This is a genomic window from Novosphingobium sp. MBES04, from assembly GCF_000813185.1.
GTDB lineage: Bacteria > Pseudomonadota > Alphaproteobacteria > Sphingomonadales > Sphingomonadaceae > Novosphingobium > Novosphingobium decolorationis.
Window position 1 is genome coordinate 2,753,910 of sequence record NZ_DF850488.1, and the last position, 23,762, is coordinate 2,777,671.

The following is a 23,762-nucleotide window of genomic DNA, read 5'->3' on the forward strand; positions in this document are numbered from 1 at the left end:
TTAGTTCCGGGAAGTCTTGGAGGGGCGAGCCGGCGTGCTCTGGGAGTCGTTCTGGCCAGCCAGCGAGAGCGACTGCGGGGCCGAGAGGCCGAACCCGGTCAGCGAGTTCTTGTCCGCGGGCGCCACAACGGTGTTGTCGATGACGGCTCCGGCTTCCTGCTCGCACAGGGCGCGCACCCAGGCCAGCTCGCGGGTGAGCGCGGCGTCGGGGTTGCGGGTCGCATCGAGGGCGGCCTCGCGGCCGTGCTTGTCGTAGGTCAGCATCTCGACGTTGTGGATGCCGGCCTTGCCCAGACCACCACGCGCGTCGATCGCCATCATCTCGCTCATGCACATCTTGCCGGGCTCGACGCACATGTCGACGATGCGGCCGTAGAGCTTGGCGTCGACGTTCGCGAAGTGCATCGCGGGAACGTTCTCGCTGGGCTTTTCAAGGTCGAGGTACTTGGGCGCATCCAGCGTGCCGGCCGCCTTCTCGCCGCCGTCCTTCACGTCCGCGACCCATGCGGCGAAGCCGGCATCGTCGACCGAACGGACCGGGAAGCGCATCCCCGAGAAGCCTGCGCCCGAGTAGTTGGCGGAGAAGCCGATGAAATCGTCACCGGTACGGTTCATGACCGCGTTGAGGCGGGTCTCCATGCCGGGCATGGCATAGATCTGGCCGGCCATCGCGGGCACGTAGAACGAGTTCATCACGCTCGACGCGGTAATGCGGAAGTGCAGCGGGCGGTTGGTGGGAACGACCAGTTCGTTGACCGTCGCCACGCCCTGCTCGGGGTAGATGAACAGCCACTTCCAGTCGAGCGCGACGACGTCGACCTCGAGCGGTTCAGCTTGCGCGCTGATCGGGGTTTCGGGATCGATTCGCCCGATGGTGCGATAGGGATCGAGAAGGTGCGTGCTCACCCAGGTCAGGGCGCCCAGGCAGATGATGATGAGCAGCGGTGCGGCCCAGATGACCAGTTCGAGCTGGGTCGAGTGATCCCAGTCCGGCTGGTAGTTCGCCTCCTTGTTCGACGCGCGGTACTTGAACGCGAAGAACAGCGTCAGTCCAATGACGGGGACGATGATGAGCAGCATCAGGAGGGTCGATATGACGACGAGGTCCCCCTGCTGCTGCGCAACGTCACCCGCCGGCTTGAGCACGACGGTGTTGCAGGCGGAAAGGGCACCCGTCAGCGCCAGTGCGGCGGCGATGCGGGTGACTGGGGCTCGGGGCGGCGCTACAGGACGGCGCGGCATCGTTCGGGACTCTGGAGAGCGCATGGCGCTGCGCCTAGGACTATGCTGCGAGAGCGAACATAGGACATTTTGTCCAATCCACTTGATGCGTATCAATGACGATAGGGCCACAGGTATCGATCCGGGCGCTCCGCGTGGCGCCTGAAAAATGATTCGTGCCTGCCGGTCCGATAGGGCCCAACCAGTCATGACAGATGAAGGCCGCAGTATTGCAATGAGCACACTTAGTCCGACCCGCGAAGCCCTGGGGCTCCCAGCCTTGAAGGGGCACCACGAACCCTCGCCCGGCGAGATCGCGATCGGCGTGATCATCGGGCGTACCTCGGAGTTCTTCGACTTCTTCGTCTACGGCATCGCCTCGGTGCTCGTGTTCCCTTCGCTGTTCTTTCCCTTCGTGGATGCGCTGACGGGCACGATCTACTCGTTCGCGATCTTCGCGCTGGCCTTCGTCGCCCGCCCCTTCGGTTCGGTCTTCTTCATGGCCATCGACCGCGCCTACGGCCGCGGCACCAAGCTCACCATCGCGCTGTTCCTCTTGGGCGGATCGACCGCGGCGATCGCGTTCCTGCCTGCCTACGAGACGGTCGGGGCGAGCACGATCTGGGCGCTGGCGCTGCTGCGTCTGGGCCAGGGCTTCGCGCTCGGCGGCACCTGGGACGGTCTTGCCTCGCTCCTCGCGCTCAACGCGCCTGAGGAAAAGCGTGGCTGGTACGCCATGATCCCGCAGCTTGGCGCGCCCTTCGGCCTGATGGTCGCCAGCCTGCTGTTCGCCTACATGGTGACCGCGCTTCCGGCCGAGGACTTCCTCGCCTTCGGCTGGCGCTTCCCGTTCTTTGTGGCCTTCGCGATCAACGTCGTCGCGCTCTTCGCGCGTCTGCGCATCGTGGTAACCGAAGAATTCCAGCACCTGTTCGACACCCGTGACCTGCAGGCCACCAGCATCGGCTCGACCCTGAGCAAGGCCGGCAAGACCATCGTTCTGGGTGCTTTCGCCCCGCTCGCCAGCTTCGCGCTGTTCCACATGGTCACCGTCTTCCCGCTTTCGTGGGTGTTCCTGTTTACCTCGGACACGCCGGTCAGCTTCCTCCTGATCGAAGCGATGGCCGCGGCCTTCGGCGTCGTCGCCGTGCTCGCCTCGGGCTACCTTGCCGACAAGTTCGGCCGCCGCACGCTGCTCGGCTCGTGCGCGGTCGCCATTGCCGTGTTCTCGGGCTTCGCGCCGCTCCTCCTCGATGGCGGCGCCATGGGCGAGATCCTGTTCATGGTCATCGGCTTCATCATCCTGGGCCTCGCCTTCGGCCAGTCCTCGGGCGTTGTCTCCTCCGAATTCCCGACCGAGTACCGCTACACCGGCTCGGCGCTGACCAGCGACCTTGCCTGGCTCTTCGGTGCCGGTTTCGCGCCGCTCGTCGCGCTGTTGCTCTCGGCCAACTTCGGCCTCATGGCTTCGGGCGCCTACCTCTTCTCGGGTGCGGTCGCGACGCTGCTCGCGCTGTGGTTCAACCGCAGCCTCGCCAGCCGCCGCTAAGAGTGTCCTGGCCTCCCTTCCGGGGGAGGGCGCCTTACGAGCAGGCATGAAAAAGGCCCGGTTACGCTACCTGCGTAACCGGGCCTTTTCGTGTGTCGGGAGAGGGCTTCGTCAGCCGGTCGGCTCAAGCACGATGTGCCCCAGCGCGGTGTTGGAGACCGGTACGTGGTAGTGGCGGTGGAGCGCCTTGGTCGCCTTGCCGAGCGCGCCGCGCATGATCAGCCACATGACCATCTCGATGCCTTCCGAGCCGGTTTCGCGCAGGTACTCGACGTGCTCGATCATGCGCAGTTCGTCGGTGTCGCCGGTGAGCTTGTCGAGGAAACGGTTGTCCCACTCGGCGTTGATCAGGCCCGCGCGCGGACCCTGCAACTGGTGGCTCATGCCGCCCGTGCCCCAGACCTGCACGTTGAGGTCTTCGGGGAAGCTGGCGACGGCGCGCGCGATGGCCTCTCCCAGCGCCCAGCAGCGATTGCCCGACGGCGGCGGGTAGGTCACGACGTTGACCGCGAGCGGGATCACCTTGACCGGCCATTCCGGCACATCGCCGTACATCATGGTGAGCGGAACGGTCAGGCCATGGTCGACGTCCATCTCGTTGACGATGGTCATGTCGAATTCGTCGAGGATCAGGCTCTGGGCGATGTGCCAGGCTAGGTCCGGGCTGCCTTCGACATCGGGCACGGGGCGGGGGCCGAAGCCTTCGTCGCAGATCCCGAAACGCTCGCCGCAGCCGATCGCGAAGGTCGGGATGATCTTCATGTCGAAGAAGCTGGCGTGGTCGTTGTAGACGAGGATCACGACGTCGGGCTTGGCCTCGTCCTTGATCCATTTGCGGGTCCAGTCGAACCCGTCGAAGGCGGGCTTGAAGATCGGTTCCTGGGTCTTCTTGTGGTCATGGGCAAAGCCCAGGACGGGGACGTGGCTGCAGCCGATTCCGGCGGTGATGCGGGCCATCGGGATTTCTCCTTTGGAAACTTCAGGTCTTGTCTTTGATCGAGCGCGCGCCTTCGGGCGAGCGGCCGCCCGCCACCATCATCGCCTGGTACTCCTCGACGCTCATGCCGGTCATGGTGGAGACCGCCTGGACGAAGGAGAGGCCGTCGGTCGAGAAGACCTTGGCGAGAAAGTAGACGTTGCCGCCAAGATCGAGCAGGCGGTTGTAGTCGCGCGCGAGCAGGGCTTCCTTCTGCTCCTCGCTCATCGGCCACTCATCCAGATAGGCACGCTCGTCGGCCTTGAAGCGTTCGCGGTTCTCCGGCTTCATCAGGCTCATCGCGAACTGGTTGAGGTGGTATCCGGCGCGCGCGCGCTTCGCGATGAACACGCGGGTGCCGGGAATGTCGTCGAATTCGGCCAGGTAGGACGCGACGTCGGTGACGCGGGTCATGGGCGGGTCTCCTCTCCATTGGGCCCGGGGAAGCGGACCGGTCTTGTCATGATGACCTCGACGCCCGCCATGCCGCGGGTGAGGGCAAAGGGCTTGTCGATGCTGACGCGCGCCTGCTGGACGCAGGGCCAGCCCAGGCATTCCTCGGCAAGGCGCTGGCCGAAGGTCTCGATCAGCGGAATGTGGACGAGCGCGAGCGCTTCGGCGGCGGCCACCACGCGGCGGTAGTCGACGGTCTCGTCGATCGCGATGATGCCCGTGCCGGTCAGCTCCAGCTCGACGGTGAGGACGAGGGGCTGGCGCCGGCCCACCTCGTCGGGGTTGATGCCTATGTCGGCCAGAAGCTCCAGGTCGCGCACCCTGACGGTGGTGAGCGCATGAGTGGTGACGCCGGTAAAGCCTTGCGGTGCAATCTGGTTCATGCCGGTTCGCTTTCGAGAGTGGCGCGCGCCGCGCTCACCGTGTTGGCAAGGAGGCAGGCGATGGTCATGGGGCCCACGCCTCCGGGCACGGGGGTCACCGCGCGGGCGTGCTCCAGCTCGTGCGTGGCGCAGTCGCCCACGATCTTCGTATGGCCATCGTGGTCGGTGACGCGGGTGATGCCAACATCGATGACGACCGCGCCTTCCTTGACCCAGTAACCGCGAACGAGGTGGGGGGCACCTGCAGCGGCGACGATGATGTCGGCCTTGCGGGCGATGTCGGGCAGGCCCTTGGTCTCGATGTGGGTAACGGTGACCGTCGCCTCGCGCTCAAGAAGGAGCATCGCCACGGGCTTGCCCACGATGTTCGATTTGCCGATCACCACGGCATCGAGGCCGCGGTAGTCCTCGATCACCGAGTCGAGCAGCTTCATGATGCCCAGCGGCGTGCAGGGGACAAGGCCGCCGGTACCGGTCGAGAGGCGCCCGACATTGACCGGGTGGAAGCCGTCGACGTCCTTGCCCGGCGTGATCCGGTCAAGGACCCGGCTGGCGTTGATGTGGGCGGGCAGCGGCAGCTGGATGAGGATGCCGTGAATGGCGCCGTCCACGTTCATCTCGTCGATGAGCGCGATCAGCGCGTCCTCGTCGGTGTCGGCGGCAAGGCGGTGTTCGATCGAGCGGATGCCCGCCTTCTCGCACTCGCGCACCTTGCGCCCGACATAGACTTCGCTGGCCGGGTCCGCGCCGACGAGGACGACGGCGAGGGCGGGGGAGATCCCCCGCGCCTCGAGGTCGGCCACGGCGGCCTTGGTCTCGGCGAGCATGGCCCGGGCCATGGCCTTGCCGTCGATACGCTCCGCCATCGCGTCAGTCCTTGAAGACGACGGTGCGGGCCCCGTTCATGAAGACGCGGTCATCCAGATGCAGGCGCACGGCTTCAGCCAGCACGCGGCGCTCGATGTCGCGGCCCTTGCGGACCAGTTCCTCGGGCATGTCGGCGTGGGTCACGCGCTCCACGTCCTGGTGGATGATCGGGCCTTCGTCGAGGTCGGCGGTGACGTAGTGCGCGGTCGCACCGATCATCTTGACGCCCCGGTCGAAGGCCTGGTGGTAAGGCTTGGCGCCCTTGAAGCCGGGCAGGAACGAGTGGTGGATGTTGATGCAGCGGCCCGAAAGGAATGCGGCAAGATCGTCCGAGAGGATCTGCATGTAGCGCGCGAGCACGATTAGTTCGGCGCCGGTCTCGTTCACGACCTGCTTGATCTGCGCTTCCTGCTGGGGCTTGGTGTCCTTGGTGATCGGCAGGTGGTGGTAGGGCAGGCCGTTCATCAGCGAGGTGTGGAGCACTTCCTTGGGGTGGTTGGAGACAATGCCGACCACGTCCATGCCCAGTTCGCCGATGCGGTTGCGGTAGAGAAGGTCACCCAGGCAGTGGTCCCACTTGGAGACCATCAGCAGCACCTTCTTGGGCACCGCGTTGTCGCGAAGGCCCCACTCCATGTCCTCGGTCGCGACCTTCTCGGCAAAGCCCTTGGTCAGGCCCTCGACGGTCTGGTCTTCGCCAGGAATGAATTCGATGCGCATGAAGAACCGGCCCGAAAGCTGGTCATGGAACTGCTGCGCGTCGACGATATTGCCGCCGCGTTCGGCCAGGAATACCGAAACGGCGGCCACGATGCCGGCCTTGTCCTGGCACTGCAGGCGCAACGAATAGGTCGTGCTCACGGGGTGGGACTCCTCTCTAGAGATATTGTTGTTCTGCTTGGCGCGCCAGCGCTGGTCGGGCGGCACGCGGATACCCGTCCCCGCGCGCTGCGGGGGACGGGCGGAAAATCAGTGGGACTTGGCGTAGTCGTTGATCCAGCCCACCGTCTTGGTGAGGCCGCCGAAGGGGTAGAAGTGCAGGCGCACCGCGCCGTGTTCTTCGGTCAGGCCCTTCTCGATCTGGTCGACCAGCTTGTCCGGGCCCGCGGTGCCGATCAGCTTGGTGATCGAGATGCCGTACTTGGTCAGCACCGAGGCCGAAGCGCCTACGCCGCAGCGCGCGGCAAAGCGCATCAGGGTCTTGATGCCGGCAGGCCCCGGAATGCCCAGGCGCACCGGCGCGGAGAGGCCGCGCTTGCGCAGTTCGGCGAGCCAGGACAGGACAGCGCCCGCGTCGAAGGCGAACTGGGTGACGATCAGCGGGGCCATGCCGCGCTTCTCGATCTCGTCGCACTTGGTCTGGAGCACGCTCCAGCATTCCTCGTCCGACATGTTGGGGTGGCCTTCGGGGTGGCCGCCGATGCCGATCGCGGTGATCCCGGCATCTTCGAAGGCGCCGGTCGCGATCAGCGCGGAGCTGTCCGCGAAGGGGCCTTCGGGCTCTGAGGGGTCGCCTGCGATGACGAAGCAGCGCTTTACGCCCGCTTCCTTGGTCACCGCCTTCAGGTACTCGCGGAATTCGTCTTCGGAGACGATCCGGCGCGCCGAGAAGTGCGGCATCGGTTCGAAGCCGAGCTCGCGCACGAGGCGGGCCGCCGCAATGCGGGCCTCGAAGGCTTCACCGGGCAGGAAGGTCACGGCAATCGGGGTCTCGGGCGCAATGCCGGGAGCGGCTTCGCGCAGCGACTCGATGTCCTTGGCGGTCATTTCAAGCGAGTAGCCTTCCACCATGTTGATGGCCGGACGCGCCCAGTTCGGATGGATGATCGGAGTGCTCACCGATTCTCTCTCCCTTCTCAGTCTTGTTGCATTACCCTCTAGCGCAGCGCGCTCGCTTCGTATAGATGAAAATTCATGGATACGAAAAAATGGGAAGAGGAGGGCGCCGAAGCGCTCGTGATTCTGCCGGGTCTGTTGTGCGACTCGGGGATGTTCGGCGCGCAGCTCGACGCGTTTCCCGAAGCGATGGTAATCGATGGTTTTTATGGCGGGGCCAGCAGCCTGGAAGCCATGGCCGATTACGTGCTCGACCGTATTCCTCCGCGCGTATCGCTGTTTGGCCATTCCATGGGCGCGCGCGTCGCGCTCGAGGTCTGCCGTATGGCGCCCACGCGCGTCGTACGCCTGGCGCTGGCCGACACGGGCATCCATCCCGTGCGCGAAGGTGAGCCCGCCAAGCGCCACGCGCTGCGCGATATCGGCCGCACGCAAGGCTTCGGCGCGCTCGTCGACGCCTGGCTTCCCCCGATGATCGGGCCTGAGCGCCGCGAGGACGCCGATCTCTACCAGGCGTTGCGCACGATGTGCCTGCGCGCCGGGCAGGAGATCTTTGAAGCGCAAATCGAGGCGCTCCTCCACCGTCCGGATGTCGAGGACGTGCTGACTTCGCTTACCTGCCCCGTCGCGCTGATGGTGGGCGAGGACGATGCCTGGGCGCCGCCGTCGCAGCACCAGGACATTGCCGATACCATCGCGCCCCACTGGGCCGATCCGTGCCCGCTGACGGTGATCCCCAAGGCCGGCCACATGGCTCCGGCCGAGGCGCCCGAGGCTTTCAACGCGGCGCTGCGCCGCTGGCTCAAGGCCAGCGTCGACGCGCCGTCCGCCGCCTGAAGTTCACACCCGAACCCAAACAATAACCAACCAACCTGAAAGGCATAGCTGACATGACCGGACAAACCCTTCAGCAGCTGCTCGACGAAAAGGGAGATATCGTCGAGTTCCTGCGTAACCAGCAGACTGGTCCCAACGTCTATCCGGGCGTTCCGGGCGAATACTCGAACTGGCGCGACGAACAGCGCGCATGGGCCGAGACGGCCGTGCTCTTCAACCAGAGCTTCCACATGGTGGACCTTCTGGTCACCGGCCCCGACGCCTTCGAGATGCTTTCGTACCTCGCGCCCAACAGCTTCAAGGGCTTCAAGCCGAACCGCGCCAAGCAGTTCGCGCCGGTTACCCCCGAAGGCTACGTCATCGGCGACGTCATCCTGTTCTACCTCGAGGAAGAGACCTTCGAGCTCGTCGGCCGCGCGCCGACCATCGAGTGGGTCGAGTACTGGGCCCAGACCGGCAAGTGGAACGTCAAGGTCGAGCGTGACGAGCGCACCGCCGCGCGTCCGGCCGACCAGCAGGCTACCGCCGCAACTACCGCTTCCAGCTCCAGGGCCCCAACGCCATGAAGACGCTGGAAAAGGCGATGGGCCAGACCCCGCCCGACCTCAAGTTCTTCCACATGGCGCCGGTCATGATCGACGGCGTCGAAGTGCGCGCGCTGCGCCACGGCATGGCCGGTCAGCCGGGCTACGAACTGTTCGGCCCCTGGAAGGACTACGACAAGGTCCGCACCGCGCTCCTGGCGGCGGGTGAGGAATTCGGCATCCGTCCCTCGGGCGGCCGTACCTACAGCTCGAACACTCTGGAATCGGGCTGGATTCCCTCGCCGCTGCCCGCGCTCTACACCGGCGAAGGCTCCAAGGGCTTCCGCGAATGGGCCGGCGCCAAGTGCTATGAGGGCATGACCTCGCTGGGCGGTTCGTTCGTCTCGGACAACATCGAGGACTACTACCTCAACCCGTGGGAGCTGGGCTATGGCATCATGGTCAAGTTCGACCATGACTTCATCGGCCGCGAAGCGCTCGAGAAGATGGTCGACCAGCCCAAGCGCAAGAAGGTCACGCTCGCGCTCGACAACGAAGACGTGATGCGCGTCCAGTCCTCGATGCTGACCAAGGGCGCGCCGCGCGCCAAGTACATGGACTACCCGAGCGCGGTCTACGCGATGCACCCCTACGACATGGTGCTCGACGCCGACGGCAAGATGGCCGGTATCTCGACCTGGATCGGTTACACCCAGAACGAGGGCCGCTTCCTCTCGCTCGCCATGGTCGATGAAAGCATCGCCGAGCCGGGCACCGAAGTGACGCTGGTCTGGGGCGAGCCCGATGGCGGCACCCGCAAGCCCACCGTCGAGCCGCACGAGCAGACCCAGATCAAGGCGGTCGTCGCGTCGGTTCCCTATTCGGAAGTCGCCCGCGACAACTACGCCGACGGCTGGCGCACGAAGGCCAAGGCCTGAACGAACACCCGAACACTCTGACGCGAGTGAGAGAGGAGGGGCTGCCGGGACACCGGTGGCCCCTTTTTCGTGACGCTGCGCTGAGGGGGTGGGGTAAAATTTGTCGCTACGTGGGCCATCTGCTTAGGGTGCTGCGGGCATTGCCATTTTCATTGCCCAATGTCAGCTAACGACGAATTGCGGGGCGAATGAAACTCGGCCGGATATGGGAAATGGTGTTTTCAATGGGCTTTGTTGCATAAATAGATCCAAGGCAGCAGTTAGCCTTTGAAGGCATCGATCACCCGACACGCTGAGTTTGGGGCCTTCCGAGTGCGGTGAAGCGGTTGAGGATGGCGGCGCGGATTTGCATTTCGGCGACCTGGCGATCGAAGTCGCGTGCCATGATGCGTTCGCCCAGGAGTTTGAAGCAATGCATTTTGGTTTCGACCAAGCTGCGCTGGTGATAGCCGCTCCATCGTTTCCAGATTGTCCTGCCAAACCGCTGACTTGAGCGAACGATTTCGTTGCGGGCCGCGACGCCCGGCGTACTCTCCGGCCAGGCTTGCGCATTACTGCGGGCAGGGATGATCGCACAGGCATCGCGTGCGGCAATGGCTTCGTGACAGGCCCTGGTGTCAAAAGCGCCATCGGCGCTGACGCTCGCGATAGCTTGATCGTATGGGATCTGGTCCAGCAGTTCGGGCAGCATGGGGGCATCGCCAACCCGGCTTCCCGTCACTTCGATAGCGCGGATATCCAACGATCCGAGGTCCACACCCAGGTGAACCTTTCGCCACTGGCGACGTTTGGACGGGCCATGTTTGCGCCTGCACCATTCCCCGTCTCCAACGGCCTTGATGCCCGTGCTGTCAATCAGCAGGTGCAACGGTCCGGAACTGGGCTGGCAGGGGATCTCGACAAGCAGGGTCTTCTGCCTTCGGCTCAGCGTGCTGAAATCCGGCACCGGCCAATCGAGCCCGGCCATCTCGAGAAGGCTGGCGACCATGCCGGTGGTCTGGCGCAAGGGCAGCTTGAACACGCCCTTCAGCGTCAGGCAGGCCTGGATCGCGACATCCGAGAACACCGGCTGACGCCCGCGCTTGCCGGTCGGAGTGGATAGCCACTCCATCTCGGGGTCAAACCAGACCTGAAGCGAACCTCTCTGCGCCAGCGCTGCGTTGTAGGACTTCCAATTCGTCGTGCGGTAACGGGCGCGGGGCGGTCTGCTCATCGCCGCCTCCTAACCAACTGGATTCACCAACGGAATCCCTTGGGCATTTGCGCAACAAAGCCTTTTCAATGGGTCAATGCCACAAGTTTCAAGTTATGATGTTTGCGGTTCTTCTTACTGGCTGTTCAAGCCAGCCAACGCATTGCGATTCGTTCGTATCTGAAAATATCTGGTTTGCCGAGTTAGAAGACCGCTTCCCTATTAAGACTTCTACAAGCCACGAGACGCAGGAACGGGTTGATAGCAGTCGATTTAATTTCGATTGCCTTAATCTGCGGCATCCAGAATTGGTCGGCGAATTGAAATATCATGAAACGCGTAAGTCTCGAAACGGTGAGGAAGTCTTTCTTTTCTGGCCCTCTGCGGTAACCGACACTCTCGTAGGTTTCATCCCAAGTGAAGGGGGCAGCCGTGTCGTCATTGTCGGCATGTTGTGATCAATGCGCCAGGCTTGACGTCTGCTTTCTCCGCCATGTCAGATATTGAGCCGGTCGAACCTGAATATCCATAAGGGGTCGGAACCGGACGCTTGTCATTGGCCATGCTGCTCAGAGAGACAGAGGTGAGCGTTGCGCAACTCGCTTGGGCCGGATGAAGGTAATTGCTCAAGGGAGCAATATTCCTTGATCCAAGGGCAAGTGCCCTCACGCTCTGCATCTGAGGCCCCACGCGAAAAGTGAGCCAGACAGTTCCGGGAGCCCGAGGGCGATGGCTCTCGGAATCTCTCTTCTGCCTACTTCACGCCGAGAAACTCTCCGCGATGGTCTTGAGCGTTTCGCCCGCGCTCGCTTCGACATTGGCGTCGCAGCGCACCACGGGGATGGCGACGGCGAGTGAGCCGACGACCTGGCCTGCGTCCCGCAGCACCCGTCCGATACCGCAGATGCCTGGCGTGTACTCGTTGCGGGTGACGGCAAATCCCTGTTCGCGGGTGCGCGCCAGTTCCTCACGCAGTTGGCCTTCGTCGATGATCGTGTTGGCCGAGAACTGCGCGCGCAGGGTTCCGGCGAAATAGGCGGCAAGTTCGTCTTCGGAAAGCGTGGCGAGGATCGCCTTGCCCGCCGCGAGGCAGTGCATCGGCGTCAGCGCGCCCACCGCAATGGAATAGCGCAGCGTGTGTTCGGCGGTCTCGGTGATGATCGCCTCGATCTGCCAGTCGCGCCGCACGAAGAACGAGGAGGTTTCATCCAGGCGCATGCGCAAGGTACGCACCAGCGGGCGCACACGCTCGACCAGCGGCAGCCCTTGTGGAGCAAGCCGCAGGCGGTCGAGCCCGCAGCCCGGCTGGTAGAGGCGCCCTGCACGCACCAGGTACTGACGGTCGACGAGCGTGCCCAGGAGGTAGGACAGGCTGCTGACGGGGATCGAGAGCGCCTGCGAGATTTCCTGGGCGACGACGCCGGTGGGATGGGCCACGACATATTCGATGATGTCGAGCGTGCGCATGGCCGACTTGACGGCGCCGCCCGAGCCCGTCCCCCCTGTGGTGGCCATTGTGGGTCTACCTTTCCTTCGCGTTATCTCAGAATGTCATCAGGCCGCGGCGCTCGGCGAACTTCCAGCCGTCTGCCGTGCGCACGAAGCGATCCTCGAACGAGCCGACCTTGGGCACGCTTTCGCCGGTGAAGAGCAGCATCGCGCTCTCGCCAATGGCGGTGTCGGCATCAAGGACGGTGATTTCGACGTTGGAGCACACGTGCCGCGTGGTGCGCGCGGCACGCGCGGTGAAGGCAGCAAGGATCGCCTCCTGCCCCTCGATCCAGTCGTCGGGAGCGGAGGGGCGCGCCATGCGCCCGTCCTTTGCATAGAGCGCGACCACCGCCTCCCAGTCCGCCGCGTCGTTGCGGTTGGCGTAGCGGGCGACGAGCTTGGCGCAGTCGTGCTCGATCGCGCGCACGGCTTCGGGCGTGAGGTCTGCGCTCATGCGGCCACCCCGGCGCGGGCTTCGGCGATGTCGGCGCCTTCACGCAGCGCGCGCAGCTTCTTCCAGGTCCGTCCGGGTCGATCTTGCCATAGCCCGCGAAGGTGCCGAAGCCGCAGTCGGTACTGGCGACCACGCGGTCCACGCCGACGATGCCGATGTAACGCTCGAGGCGCTGGGCGATCAGCTCGGGGTGCTCGACGTAGTTGGAGCAGGTGTCGATGAGGCCGGGCGCGAGCAGCTTGTAGTCGGGCAGCTTGGCATTGCGCCAGACCTTCCACTCATGCTCGTGGCGCGGGTTGGCCGCCTCGAACAGGACCGTCGCGGGGCGTGCGGCGATTACCGTGTCGATGATCTTGGAAAGGTCGATGTCGCAGTCGTGCGGGCCCTCGTAGTTGCCCCAGCACACGTGCATGCGCAGGCGCTCGGGCGCGATGTTGGCGGTGGCCGCGTTGAGCGCCTCGACATTGGCCGCAGCGGTCTTGAGGAACTCGGCTTCCTCCTGGTCCTGGTAGCCGGTGTGGCGCGACATCGCGAGGTCGGGGCAATCGAGCTGGATGTCGAAGCCGGCCGCGACGATGGCCTCGTACTCGGGCTTCATCGCATCGACGAGGTCGGCGAGGTAGGCCTCGTGGCTGGGGTAGTGGCGGTTGACCTGGAAGGCGGTGACGAGCCCGGGCGAGGCCGCGTTGAGGAAGCCGCGCACGCCCGGCTTGCCGTGCTTGTCGAGCGCGTTGCGGAAGCGGCGAATGTCCTCGTGCAGCGGCTCGAGCGTCTTGAGCCGGACCGGCCCGATGCACGAGGCGCGGGTGAACTCCTGGCTGCCCATCATCGCGGAGAGCTTCTTGGAAAGGTCCGGGTGCGCGGCCAGGTCGGCGGCGGGCTTGCGGTCGATGTGTCCGCCAAAGCCGGTCAGGCGTTCGATCATGTAGGTCGAGTAGCCGACCTTGCCGAGTTCCCCGTCGCTGACGATGGTGACGCCGCATTCGACCTGCTTGCGGACGCCTTCGTCGACGGCGGCTTGCACCACGCGGTCGAATTCGGCAGCGTCATAGGCCTCGCCCTTGTCGCGGGCGAGCAGCAGCGGCGTCAGTTCGCTCCCGCGCGGCAGGCTGCCGACGTGGGTCGTGTCGATCGTCATCAGGGGCTCTCCTTGTTGGCTCCTCTCGGTCCTGTGAGGTCATGCCATTTTTTCACAAATGTGTATAGCTTCGCATCCATGAAATATACTATGTCCGCCGCAGTGAGGGCGGGAAACTGCGAGAGGATATTGAAATCATGACCGAAATGGCAAAGGCCGCGATCTGCACCGGCGAAGGTAGCGCGTTCGAATTCGCGGATGTGACGCTGGATGCGCTGCGCAGCGACGAAGTGCGCGTACGCATCGTCGCCTGCGGGATCTGCCACACCGACCTTGCCGTGCGCGACCGCCAGTTGCCGGTGCCGCTGCCCATCGTGCTCGGGCACGAGGGCGCGGGCATCGTCGAGGCCGTGGGCGAGGGCGTGACCGTCGCCAAGCCGGGAGACCGGGTGGTGATGAGCTTCCACTCCTGCGGCGAATGCCCCAGCTGCGCGGTCGATGCGCCGACCTATTGCTACGACTTCTTCCCGCACAACTGGTCGGGCGCGCGCGCCGATGGCAGCCCCACGCTGTTCCGCGATGGCAAGCCGCTCCACGGCAACTTTTTCGGCCAGTCGAGCTTTGCCACCCACGCCATTGCGCACGAACGCAACGTGGTGAAGGTGCCCGAGACGATGGGCGAGGTGCCGCTCGACGTGCTCGCCCCCATCGGCTGCGGCCTTATGACGGGCGCGGGTGCCGTGCTGCGCTCGATGCAGGTGCGCAAAGGTCTGCCCATTGCCATCTGGGGGGCCGGAACCGTCGGCATGGCCGCGATCATGGCCGCCAAGATTGCAGGCGCGGACCCCATCATCGCCATCGACATCCACGATTCCCGCCTCGAAATCGCGCGTGAACTCGGAGCGACCCACACCATCAACGGGCGCGAGGACGTGGCCGCGCAGATCCGTGAACTGTGCCCGCAGGGGCTGGGCTACGCCTTCGATACGACCGGCGTGAACACGCTGATCGAAGGGGCATTCCACCTGCTTGCGCCGATGGGTATCCTGGGCCTGGTCGGTGCGTCCGACCCGGCCGATACGCTTACTCTCAACGAGGCCGAGCTGATGGGTGGCGGGCGCCGCGTCATGGGAATCCTGGGTGGCGACAGCGACATCGCGACCTTCCTGCCCGAGCTGATGGAGCACTACCGTGCGGGGCGCTTCCCCTTCGACCGCCTGATCGGCCACTTTGCTTTTGCGGATATCAACGCGGCCATCGCGGCGAGCGAGAGCGGCGAGGTCATCAAGCCGGTGCTGCGGATTTCGGAAGAAAGCTAAGAGGAAGGGACGATTCAAGGGGCCATCGCCCCTTGGACCCCGGAATCGACGACCTCTCCATTCTCCACTAACGTGGCGCGCGAAAGGTGAGGGCTCCTCTTCTTCGCAAATGCGAACGAGAAAGGGCCGCTCCTTCCGGGGCGGCCCTTTCTTCATACTGGTGAAGGCGGTGGATCAGGCCGGTTCGGCTTCGAGGCTCACCGCATTGATGATGTGCGCCTGGGTGTATTCCATGAGGCCGGCGGTGCCGTGCTCGGAGCCCAGGCCCGACTGCTTGGAGCCACGGAACGGAATGTTCGGGTCGATGGCGAGGTGCTGGTTGACCCAGACCGTCCCCGAATTGATGCGGCGGGCGACGTCCATCGCGCGCAGCTGGTCCATGCCCCAGACGGTACCGCCCAGGCCAAACGGGCTGTCGTTCGCGCGCTGGATGACGTCCTCGATGTCGTCGTAGGTGAGGACGGGGAGAACCGGGCCGAACTGTTCCTCGGCCACCAGCGGGGCATCATCGGAAAGGCCGCCGATGACGGTCGGCGCAATGAAGTAGCCGGCCTTGTCGGGCTTCGCGGCCTCGGCGATGAGGGTGCCGTTGGCCTTGGCATCCGCGATCATGGCGAGGACCTTGTCGTACTGCATCTTGTTCTGGACCGGGCCCACGGTCGCGCCCTGCTTGGAGCCGTCGTCGACGACGGCGGCCTTGGTCAGCTTGGCGATCTCGGCGCAGAATTCATCGTACATCGCGGTGGGCACGTAGGCGCGCTTGATCGCGACGCAGATCTGGCCCGCGTTCGCCATGGCGCCGTTGTAGACCTTCTCGGCGGCGACCTTGGCGGGGACGTCATCGAGCACGATCGCGGCGTCGTTCCCGCCCAGTTCGAGCGTTACGCGCTTCACGCCTTCGGCGGCCGACGCCATGACCTTCTTGCCCGTCGCGGTCGAGCCGGTGAACGAGACCTTGGCGATGTCCGGGTGGCCGGTGAGCTTGGGGCCAAGCTCGTTCTGGTCGCACACGACATTGAAGACGCCCGCGGGCAGGATGTCGGCGGCCAGTTCGGCCAGGAGCAGCGTGGTGAGCGGGGTCGTCGGCGCGGGCTTGGCGACCATCGTGTTGCCGGTGATGAGGCAGGGCGCCATCTTGCCCACGAGCAGGATCACCGGGAAGTTCCAGGGCGTGATCGCGGCGCACACGCCCAGCGGCGTGCGGTGCTCGATGATGGTGTTGCCGCCTTCATCGCGCATGGTCTGGTCGGGCAGGCGCATCGCGGCAATGGCGCGGATGGTGTAGATGCTGCCGCCGATCTCGTACATCGCCTGGTCGAGCGGCTTGCCCTGTTCGGTGGTGAGGAGACGGCCGAATTCCTCGTGACGCGCTTCCATCGCGTCGGCCAGCTTGTTGAGATAGGCCTGACGCTCGTCGGCGCTGAGCGCGGCCCAGGCTGGCTGGGCGGCCTTCGCTGCGGCCACGGCTTCGTCGAGCATGGCTTCGCTGGCGCGCGGGCACTGGGCAAAGGACTCTTCGGTCGCCGGGTTGACGACGTCGAACGTAGACACGCCATCGACGAGTTTGCCGTCGATCAGCAGCTTGAAATCGGTTTTCACGATCGCTCTCCTTGTTTAGCGTCGATGCTACAGGGAATTTTTCCCGCTGTCAGGCGCATTGACGCGAAGTCCCTTTCTCTCGGGCGCGGCTTTATGTACGCCTGGGATACAAAGATGGCAAGGTGTGGGGTGAACGGGAAATGAAGGTGGGAGGCGATCTTGCCGGGCAGTTGGGATACCAGGTTCAACTGGTCCATCCGATGGCGCATGAAGCCGCGCGTGCCGCGCTCGAGCACCTTGAAATCACGCCCGCGCGCGCGACCGCGCTTCTGCTCATTCGGGCCAATCCGGGGTGCTCGCAGTCGGCGCTAGGCGGCGCGCTCAACGTCAACCGGTCGAGCGCGATGAAGATCGTCGACCTGCTCGAGGGACGCGGCCTGATCCGTCGGGCACCCAGCGCGGACCCGCGCGCGCATGCGCTGGAACTGACCTCCAAGGGCGAGCAGTTTGCCGCCGATGTCGACGTGGCGTTGGAAGAGAATGAGCGGCGCTTCTTCGGTGTCCTGAGCGTGGCGGAGCGCAAGTCGCTCCTGGAAATGCTGCAGCGGCTGCACCAGCGCGCGCCATAATTCGTTACGTGCACGAGGGGGAAGGGGCCGCGCAATCGGCTTGCGCGCTATGTATCCCTAGGATACAAAGCTGAGGCTTGCCGGAAAGGACCGGAAGCCGTGCGCCGTGCCGATGGTGCGGCGCGTGAACCAGATGGGAGAGCTGAGAGTGTCCGTGCAGGAAGCCGCCGTACAGGATCGTGTCGCCAGAGCCGCGATCGACCGCCTTCTCAACCCGCGCAGTGTCGCCATCGTCGGAGCCTCGGACCGTCTGGGCTCGCTGGGGGCGTCTGTCCTCAAGAACCTGGTCGAGGCGGACTTTCCGGGCGATATCCACCTCGTCAATCCCAAGCGCGAAGAGATCGGCGGGCGCCCGTGCGTACCCGACGTCTCGGCCTTGCCCGAGGGCATCGATGCCGCCGTGCTCGCGATCCCGCAAGGTGCGGTGCTCGATGCGGTGAAGGCGCTGGCGCAGCGGGGCTGCGGCTCGGCGGTGATCTTCTCGGCCGGGTTTGCCGAGGATGGCGCCGAAGGGCTCGCCCGGCAGGAAGAACTGGCCCGCGTGGCGCGCGAGGCGGGAATGGTCATCGAAGGGCCCAACTGCCTTGGCCTCGTCAATTTCGACGCCAACGTCGCGCTGACGTTCGTGGAACTGCCGCCCGCCCGCGCCAAGGGCGCGAAGAAGGTGGGCGTGGTCTCGCAATCGGGCGCGATGGCCGCTGTGCTGGCCACCACCATGATCGCGCGCGACGTGCCGCTCTCCTGCTATATCTCGACCGGCAACGAGGCCGCGAGCGGGGTCGAGGACTATCTCGACTATCTCGCGGGCGATGAGGATACCGCGGTCATCGCCATGATCGTCGAGCATTTCCGCAAGCCCATGGAGCACCTGGAAGCCGTCGAACGCGCGCGGGCCAAGGGCAAGACCGTCGTCCTGCTGCACCCCGGTTCGAGCGAGGCCGGGCGCGAGAGCGCGGCTACCCACACCGGGGCGATGGCGGGCGACCATGCGGTGATGGAGACCCTGGTCACCCATGCGGGCGTCATCATGGTCGAAGGCCTGGAGGAACTGGGCGACGTGGCCGAGATCGCGCTGCGCTGCCCGTCGCTTCCGGGCCCCGACCTTGCCGTGGTCTCGGAATCGGGCGCGCTCAAGGCGATGATGCTCGACGGGGCGGAAAAGCTCAGCCTGCCGCTGCCCAAGTTGACGGACGCGGACAGTCCGGCGCTGCGCGAGGCGCTTCCCGTCTTCGTGCCGGTCAGCAATCCGCTCGACATCACGGCGCAGGGGCTTGTCGATTCCACGCTCTACAACCGCACGCTGGCCGCGCTTGGCAGCGATGACCGGATCGACACGATCCTCGTGCCGCTGATCCAGACCGATACCCACACCAGCCACATCAAGTTCGCCGCCGTGGCGCAGGCCGTGGGCGAACTGGGCGGGGCCAAGCCGGTCGTGGTGGCGGGTGTCGACGAGGGCGGCGGCGTCCTTGACGACGATATCGCAGCGCTGCGCAAGCTCGGTGTCCCCTACTTCCCGACCCCCGAACGCGCGCTCAAGGCGCTCGCGCGGCTGGCCCACAGCCGCACCGGCGTGCGCAGCGGAAGCGCACCGGCTCCCATCCGCATCGACGGCCCGGCGCCGGGCGAGGTGATCCCGGAATACCGCGCCAAGGCGCTTCTCGCGCCCCACGGCGTGCTCTTCTCGCCCGGCGAACTGGCGACGAGCGCGGCCGAGGCGCGCGCCATCGCCGAGCGGATCGGCTACCCGGTCGTGCTGAAGGCGCAGGCCGCCGCGCTCAGCCACAAGAGCGATGCGGGCGGCGTCATCATCAACATTGCCGATGGCGATGCGCTGGAAGCGGCCTGGAGCAAGATGCAGGGCGATGTCGCCAAGGCCCGTCCCGGTCTGAAACTCGATGGCTTGCTCGTTGAGGGTATGGGGCCGCGCGGGGTGGAGATGATCGTGGGCGCCAAGCGCGATCCCAGCTGGGGGCCGGTGCTTCTCGTCGGCTTTGGCGGCGTGGCGGCCGAACTGCTGCACGATGCGGTGCTGCTCGCGCCGGATCTCACGCGCGAGGAGATCAAGGCGAAGATCCGCACACTGCGCATGGCGCCGCTCCTGGAAGGCTTCCGCGGAGCGCCCATGGCCGACCTCGACGCACTTGCGGCCACGGTCGAAGCGCTGGGCGCTGTCGTGCGGGGCACCCCCGAGATCGGCGAGCTCGATCTCAACCCGGTCTTGGTGCTGCCCGAAGGGGAAGGGGCGCTGGCGCTTGATGCGCTGATTTCAGGGTAAGAAGAGAAGAGAGATTCCGAGGGCCATCGCCCTCGGGCTCCCCAAACTTGTCGCCCTCACGTTGCGCGCACTGCGGTGGCTGCGAAAGGTGACGTTGCCCATTTTGGGGTCAAGGGGCGATGGCCCCTTGAATCTCTTCTTCTTGCCTACAAACGAAAAAGCCGCCCTCCCATAGGGAGAGCGGCTTTTCCGTTATTGCAGGAGGCCGTCAGCTGTCGGCCTTGGCGCGGTCCTTGTCGTAGGCGCCCAGGCCCGGCTTGTAGCTCTTCTCGTCGATGAACTGGCGGATGCCTTCCTTCCGGCCTTCGGTCTTGTCGTGGAAGTTGCAGGCTTCCTGCATGCGCACGAGGTAATCCTCGGCCTCGTCGTAGGTCATCAGGCCCACGCGGCGCACGGCGTCCTTGGCGAACTTGAGCGTGACCGGGTTCTTCTCCAGCATCATGTTGGCGATCTCGGCGGTGCGGGCCTTGAGCTGGTCGGCGGGCACGCTCTCATTGACGAGGCGCATCGCGCTGGCCTGCTTGCCGTCGATGAGGTCCCCGGTCAGCGTCAGCCACATGGCATCGCGCATCGGCAGGAGGTCGACCACGACCTTGGTCACGCCGCCGCCGGGCAGGATGCCCCAGTTGATCTCGGACAGGCCGAACTTGGCATCGTCCGAGCAGATCGCGAGATCGCAGGCGAAGAGCGGACCGAACCCGCCGCCAAAGCACCAGCCGTTGACCATCGCGATGGTGGGCTTCTGGTACCAGCGCAGGCGGCGGAACCAGCCGTAGCTTTCCGACTGCGACTTGCGAATGCCGCGAAGGCCGTTGGCCTCGGTCTCGCGGAAGTATTCCTTGAGATCCATGCCCGCCGACCAGGCCGTGCCTTCGCCGCCGAGCACAAGAGCGCCCACGTCGTCGCGGTATTCCAGCTCGTCGAGCACTTCCATCATGCGGCGGTTGAGCTTGGGGCTCATCGCGTTGCGCTTGGCCGGACGCGAGAAATAGACCCAGGCGACGCCGTTCTCGACCGTGTAGGTGACGGTCTCGGCTTGCTCTTCACTCATCCTTGTCTTCCTTTCCTTGCAGGCTCTCCCGGCCTGACGTTTTTATGTATCCTCAGGATACAATATCGGAAGCTGGGATCAAGCGAAACCATCACCGTGCGTCATGGGACGCGTGATAGAACGCCTTGACTAGGCAAGGTCGTTGCTGCCGAAACAGACGTGGGTGAACATGGATTTCCTCTTCCGTGTCGGGGTTTGTTGTCAGCCCTGCTCGGGAGCGGCGCTGCGCGAAATGGCAAGGACGATCACCAGCATCAGCGCGAATGCGGACCCGAGAACGAGCGTCAGCGGCTGGAGCGATACCGGTGGCCAGAGGGTGACCGCCGCGCTGGCGAGGGCGGTGACGGCGAGCTGGATCGTGCCCAGGAGCCCGGCCGCCGCGCCAATGCCTTCGCGCACCGAATCGAGAGCGCTCGTCGCCGCCGGGGTCAGGACGAGCCCTGCGACCATGAAGAGCAGCACAGAGAAAAGCTGAAACCCGGCGAGCGGCACGCGGCCGGGCAGAAGCGTCGAGGCAAGTCCAAGTGCGGCGGTGATGGCCAGCGCTCCCAGCGCGGCGCGCAGGGCAAGGCGGCTGGCCCCCAGGCGCTTGAGCAGGTGCGGGGCGATCTGGGTGGCAATGATCGACATGCCTGCATTCACCGCGAGCAACACGCTGAACCAGACAGGAGCGAGGCCATAGACGCCCGAGTAGACAAACGGGGCGGCGGTCACGAAGGCGAAGGGGACCGTGGTGGCAAGACCCGCGACCACGGCCCAGCCGACGAACCGCCCGTTGCCAAGCAGCGCGGCGAGAGCACGGGGGAGGCCGCTCCAGTCGGGCGCGCGGTTCTCGGGCGCCAGCGTTTCGGGCAGGAACAGGACCACGCAGATCGCGGCGAGCAGACCTGCGCCCGAGAGGATCACGAAGAGCCCGCGCCAGGACACGAACTGGAGGAGGCCGCTTCCCAGGAGCGGCGCCAGCATGGGCGAGATGCCGATGATGAGGAAGGTGAAGGCCATCAGCCGTGCCGCGTGGTGCCCGCGGTGCAGGTCGCGGATGATTGCGCGCGCGCTGCTGGTGCCGGCACAGGCGCCCATGCCCTGCACGAAGCGCAGCGCCACGAGCTGATCGAGGCTCGTGGCGAGGCTGCAGGCGAAGGAGGCGAGTATGAAGAGTGCAAGGCCGAAGATCAGCGGCGTGCGGCGTCCGAAGCGATCCGCCAGCGCGCCGATCGGAATCTGGGCAAAGGCGAGGCCGAAGAAGAAGGCCGAGAGCGTGCGCTGCACCGCGTTCTCGTTGCCCCGAAGCGCGCCCGCCATCTCCGGCATGGCCGGGAGATAGAGGTCGATGGCGAAGGGGCCGAGGGCGGACAGGAAGCCGAGCGCGATGCCGAAGCCGAGCGTGGGTTTTCCACTCGCCGGGGCGGCTGGGTTCTGGGGGGATGGGGGAGGTCATATGGCCGTCGTCCCGGCCGTTCGGTGCGTGCGCGCGTCGATCATCATAATAACGAACGTTATAGTATGTGGGGCCAACGAGGCAAGGCGCACGTGCACGCTTCGCAGCCACGATGACGCGGCGGCGCATGGGGGGGAGCGGAATGGAGGAGGCGCGCTACCTGCCTGGCAAGGCCCTGCGGTGCCCGGCGATCAGGCCTCGTCGGTGGGGCGGGTGCGCTCGAGGAAGAGCGATTGCCCTTGCGCGTCGGTGGCTTCCAGGGTCGTGATCAGCGTGCTCAGGATGTGGTCGAACATCGCCACTTCGTGGGGCTTCAGATCGGACAGGAGATAGTCGGCCACGCGCTCGGTCTGTGGGCGCATGATCGTGTAGAGGCGTTCGCCTTCCTCGGTCAGTGTAAGCCGCTTGCGGCGGCGATTCGTCTCGTCCCGCTCAACCTTGACGCGGCCATGCTTCTCCAGAGCAGAGACCGCGCGCGAGACGCTCATTGCGTTGACGCCGGTACGTTCGGCCAGTTCGTGGCTGGCCGAATGCGGGTAGCGCCCGATCAGCATGAGCATGCGAAACTCGTTGATGCTGATCTTGTACTGGTGCTCCAGGTTGACCGAGAACGGTGTCATCAACCGATTTGACAGCTTGAGCAGGCGATGAAGAATCTCCGCGTGTGGGCTCGATGTTTCCATCGCCTCCAGCGCGCCGCTGTCAGCTCCATCTTCCAAGGATTCCTGATCGGTGTCAGCCATTGGCGGACATTTGGGCAGGAGCTTTGCTGGTTGTCAAGATAATCACGAATGTTACTTATCGCCGGAGGGATGAGGAGTGAAATTTCCGTGGAGCACAGCCGAGTGAATGTAAATAGGCACGAGGTCGCCGCGTTCCTGAAAACGGTTGCGCAGGTTATCGGTTCCGACCGCGTCCATGCGGGCGAGGAGGACCGGCAGGCCTACAGCGATCAGATGGGCTTCGATCTTGCCCGCCATGAACCTTCGGGCGCGGTGGCCCCGCGCTCGGTCGAGGAACTGCGCGAAGTGGTGCTGGCCGCCAACGTGCACAAGGTCCCGCTCTGGCCGATCTCGCGCGGCAAGAACTTCGGCTATGGCGGCGCTGCACCGGTCCAGGCGGGGGCGGTGGTGGTCGACCTTTCCGGGCTCCGGCGCATTCACGAGATCGACGAGAAGCGCGGCGTCTGCGTGGTCGAGCCGGGGGTGGGCTTCTACGATCTCTACGACGAACTCTCCAGGCGCGGGCATCCGCTCTGGCTCTCGGTGCCGGGCAATGCCTGGGGGAGCGTGGCGGGCAATGCGCTCGAACGCGGCAAGGGGCCGCAGCCCTACGGCGATCATGGCGCGCAGATCTGCGGTCTGGAGGTGATGCTCCCAGACGGATCGCTGGTGCGCACGGGCACCGGGGCCATGGAGGGCTCGGCGACCTGGCACCTGTCGCGCGACACCTACGGCCCGGCCTGGGACCAGATGTTCTGCCAGTCGAACTTCGGGATCGTGACGCGCCTTGGCCTGTGGCTCATGCCCGCGCCCGAGGCGACACTGTCCGTGGACTATGCGCTGCCCGACGCCAGCGATCTCGCACGTGGAGTCGATGCGCTCTATCCGCTGCGCCAGCGCGGGCTGATCGATCACGACCCGGCCTGGGTCAGCTATGTCGGCATTGCCTCGTTCGTGGGGCCCCGCGCGCAATGGTACGAGGGCGAG

At 65.3% G+C, this 23,762-nt stretch carries 20 protein-coding genes and 3 pseudogenes; 8 read left to right on the plus strand and 15 right to left on the minus strand.

The genetic code is table 11. The features are described from left to right. A complete protein-coding gene (cyoA, locus tag MBENS4_RS12255; protein WP_039391055.1) occupies nt 1-1,266 on the minus strand; it encodes a ubiquinol oxidase subunit II in 1,266 nt (421 codons plus the stop codon). 190 nt (nt 1,267-1,456) lie between these two features. Between cyoA and MBENS4_RS12260 the strand changes: the two genes are divergently transcribed. Then, nucleotides 1,457-2,770, plus strand: coding sequence for an MFS transporter (locus tag MBENS4_RS12260; protein WP_039391057.1), 1,314 nt, complete (start codon nt 1,457-1,459; stop codon nt 2,768-2,770). 111 nt (nt 2,771-2,881) lie between these two features. Here the strand turns inward: MBENS4_RS12260 and MBENS4_RS12265 are convergent, their stop codons facing one another. The 6 genes from MBENS4_RS12265 to MBENS4_RS12290 form a co-directional block, all read right to left on the minus strand. Further along, nucleotides 2,882-3,727: a class III extradiol dioxygenase subunit beta gene (locus MBENS4_RS12265; protein WP_039391058.1), complete on the minus strand. Its 846-nt coding sequence runs from the start codon at nt 3,725-3,727 to the stop codon at nt 2,882-2,884. A gap of 22 nt (nt 3,728-3,749) precedes the next feature. Then, nucleotides 3,750-4,160, minus strand: a complete 411-nt coding sequence (gene ligA, locus MBENS4_RS12270; protein ID WP_039391059.1) for a protocatechuate 4,5-dioxygenase subunit alpha — start codon at nt 4,158-4,160, stop codon at nt 3,750-3,752. Then, on the minus strand, nt 4,157-4,582 hold the full coding sequence (locus tag MBENS4_RS12275; RefSeq protein WP_052322237.1) for a dihydroneopterin aldolase: 426 nt from the start codon (nt 4,580-4,582) through the stop codon (nt 4,157-4,159). The genes ligA and MBENS4_RS12275 overlap by 4 nt, the downstream gene beginning before the upstream one ends. Continuing rightward, nucleotides 4,579-5,448 (minus strand): bifunctional 5,10-methylenetetrahydrofolate dehydrogenase/5,10-methenyltetrahydrofolate cyclohydrolase, encoded by an 870-nt coding sequence (locus MBENS4_RS12280; protein WP_039391060.1) that lies wholly within the window; start codon nt 5,446-5,448, stop codon nt 4,579-4,581. Before MBENS4_RS12280 ends, MBENS4_RS12275 begins: the two co-directional genes overlap by 4 nt. A 4-nt stretch (nt 5,449-5,452) precedes the next feature. Next, nucleotides 5,453-6,310: a formyltetrahydrofolate deformylase gene (gene purU / locus MBENS4_RS12285; RefSeq protein ID WP_039391061.1), complete on the minus strand. Its 858-nt coding sequence runs from the start codon at nt 6,308-6,310 to the stop codon at nt 5,453-5,455. Between the two features lie 108 nt (nt 6,311-6,418). Continuing rightward, nucleotides 6,419-7,288: a methylenetetrahydrofolate reductase gene (locus MBENS4_RS12290; protein ID WP_039391062.1), complete on the minus strand. Its 870-nt coding sequence runs from the start codon at nt 7,286-7,288 to the stop codon at nt 6,419-6,421. 75 nt (nt 7,289-7,363) lie between these two features. Here MBENS4_RS12290 and MBENS4_RS12295 point away from each other — a divergent pair, with 75 nt between their 5' ends. Together MBENS4_RS12295 and desA are read left to right on the plus strand one after the other, a co-directional pair. Further along, on the plus strand, nt 7,364-8,122 hold the full coding sequence (locus tag MBENS4_RS12295; RefSeq protein ID WP_039391063.1) for an alpha/beta fold hydrolase: 759 nt from the start codon (nt 7,364-7,366) through the stop codon (nt 8,120-8,122). A 53-nt stretch (nt 8,123-8,175) separates the two neighbouring features. Beyond that, nucleotides 8,176-9,584, plus strand: a pseudogene (desA, locus tag MBENS4_RS12300) (syringate O-demethylase). 280 nt (nt 9,585-9,864) lie between these two features. Here the strand turns inward: desA and MBENS4_RS12305 are convergent. Further along, complete coding sequence (locus MBENS4_RS12305) at nt 9,865-10,797, minus strand: IS5-like element ISNov2 family transposase (protein WP_039391064.1); 933 nt, start codon at nt 10,795-10,797, stop codon at nt 9,865-9,867. A gap of 47 nt (nt 10,798-10,844) precedes the next feature. Between MBENS4_RS12305 and MBENS4_RS25405 the strand changes: the two genes are divergently transcribed. Beyond that, nucleotides 10,845-11,234 carry a hypothetical protein gene (locus tag MBENS4_RS25405; RefSeq protein WP_144400906.1) on the plus strand — a complete coding sequence of 130 codons (390 nt, stop codon included), beginning with the start codon at nt 10,845-10,847 and terminating at the stop codon, nt 11,232-11,234. 301 nt (nt 11,235-11,535) lie between these two features. Here MBENS4_RS25405 and MBENS4_RS12310 read toward each other — a convergent pair whose 3' ends face one another. From MBENS4_RS12310 to MBENS4_RS12320, 3 genes and pseudogenes are all read right to left on the minus strand, one after another. Beyond that, a complete protein-coding gene (locus tag MBENS4_RS12310; protein ID WP_039391065.1) occupies nt 11,536-12,291 on the minus strand; it encodes an IclR family transcriptional regulator in 756 nt (251 codons plus the stop codon). Nucleotides 12,292-12,319: 28 nt separating this feature from the next. Further along, nucleotides 12,320-12,721, minus strand: a complete 402-nt coding sequence (locus tag MBENS4_RS12315) for a nuclear transport factor 2 family protein (RefSeq protein WP_039391067.1) — start codon at nt 12,719-12,721, stop codon at nt 12,320-12,322. Further along, nucleotides 12,718-13,859: pseudogene (locus MBENS4_RS12320) on the minus strand (cobalamin-independent methionine synthase II family protein). The gene MBENS4_RS12315 and the pseudogene MBENS4_RS12320 overlap by 4 nt, the downstream one beginning before the upstream one ends. Nucleotides 13,860-13,996: 137 nt before the next feature. On the opposite strand from MBENS4_RS12320, the gene MBENS4_RS12325 reads away from it, so the two are divergent. Continuing rightward, entirely contained in the window at nt 13,997-15,118 is a 1,122-nt protein-coding gene (locus tag MBENS4_RS12325; RefSeq protein ID WP_039391068.1) for an NAD(P)-dependent alcohol dehydrogenase, read from the plus strand. A 174-nt stretch (nt 15,119-15,292) separates the two neighbouring features. Here the strand turns inward: MBENS4_RS12325 and MBENS4_RS12330 are convergent, their stop codons facing one another. Next, nucleotides 15,293-16,717, minus strand: a complete 1,425-nt coding sequence (locus MBENS4_RS12330) for an aldehyde dehydrogenase family protein (protein WP_039391069.1) — start codon at nt 16,715-16,717, stop codon at nt 15,293-15,295. A 140-nt stretch (nt 16,718-16,857) separates the two neighbouring features. Here MBENS4_RS12330 and MBENS4_RS12335 point away from each other — a divergent pair, with 140 nt between their 5' ends. Both MBENS4_RS12335 and MBENS4_RS12340 read left to right on the plus strand, forming a co-directional pair. Then, entirely contained in the window at nt 16,858-17,286 is a 429-nt protein-coding gene (locus tag MBENS4_RS12335; RefSeq protein WP_039391070.1) for a MarR family winged helix-turn-helix transcriptional regulator, read from the plus strand. Nucleotides 17,287-17,419: 133 nt separating this feature from the next. Beyond that, entirely contained in the window at nt 17,420-19,564 is a 2,145-nt protein-coding gene (locus tag MBENS4_RS12340) for an acetate--CoA ligase family protein (protein ID WP_052322376.1), read from the plus strand. 208 nt (nt 19,565-19,772) lie between these two features. Here MBENS4_RS12340 and MBENS4_RS12345 read toward each other — a convergent pair whose 3' ends face one another. The 3 genes from MBENS4_RS12345 to MBENS4_RS12355 all read right to left on the minus strand — a co-directional run bounded on the left by MBENS4_RS12345 (nt 19,773) and on the right by MBENS4_RS12355 (nt 22,772). Next, a complete protein-coding gene (locus MBENS4_RS12345; protein ID WP_039391071.1) occupies nt 19,773-20,615 on the minus strand; it encodes a p-hydroxycinnamoyl CoA hydratase/lyase in 843 nt (280 codons plus the stop codon). Between the two features lie 201 nt (nt 20,616-20,816). Next, nucleotides 20,817-21,986 carry a multidrug effflux MFS transporter gene (locus tag MBENS4_RS12350; RefSeq protein WP_052322238.1) on the minus strand — a complete coding sequence of 390 codons (1,170 nt, stop codon included), beginning with the start codon at nt 21,984-21,986 and terminating at the stop codon, nt 20,817-20,819. 258 nt (nt 21,987-22,244) lie between these two features. Beyond that, entirely contained in the window at nt 22,245-22,772 is a 528-nt protein-coding gene (locus MBENS4_RS12355) for a MarR family winged helix-turn-helix transcriptional regulator (protein WP_242404884.1), read from the minus strand. Between the two features lie 237 nt (nt 22,773-23,009). On the opposite strand from MBENS4_RS12355, the pseudogene MBENS4_RS27610 reads away from it, so the two are divergent. Beyond that, a pseudogene (locus MBENS4_RS27610) lies at nt 23,010-23,396 on the plus strand (FAD-binding oxidoreductase); the annotation flags it as partial. Between the last annotated feature and the right edge of the window lie 366 nt (nt 23,397-23,762).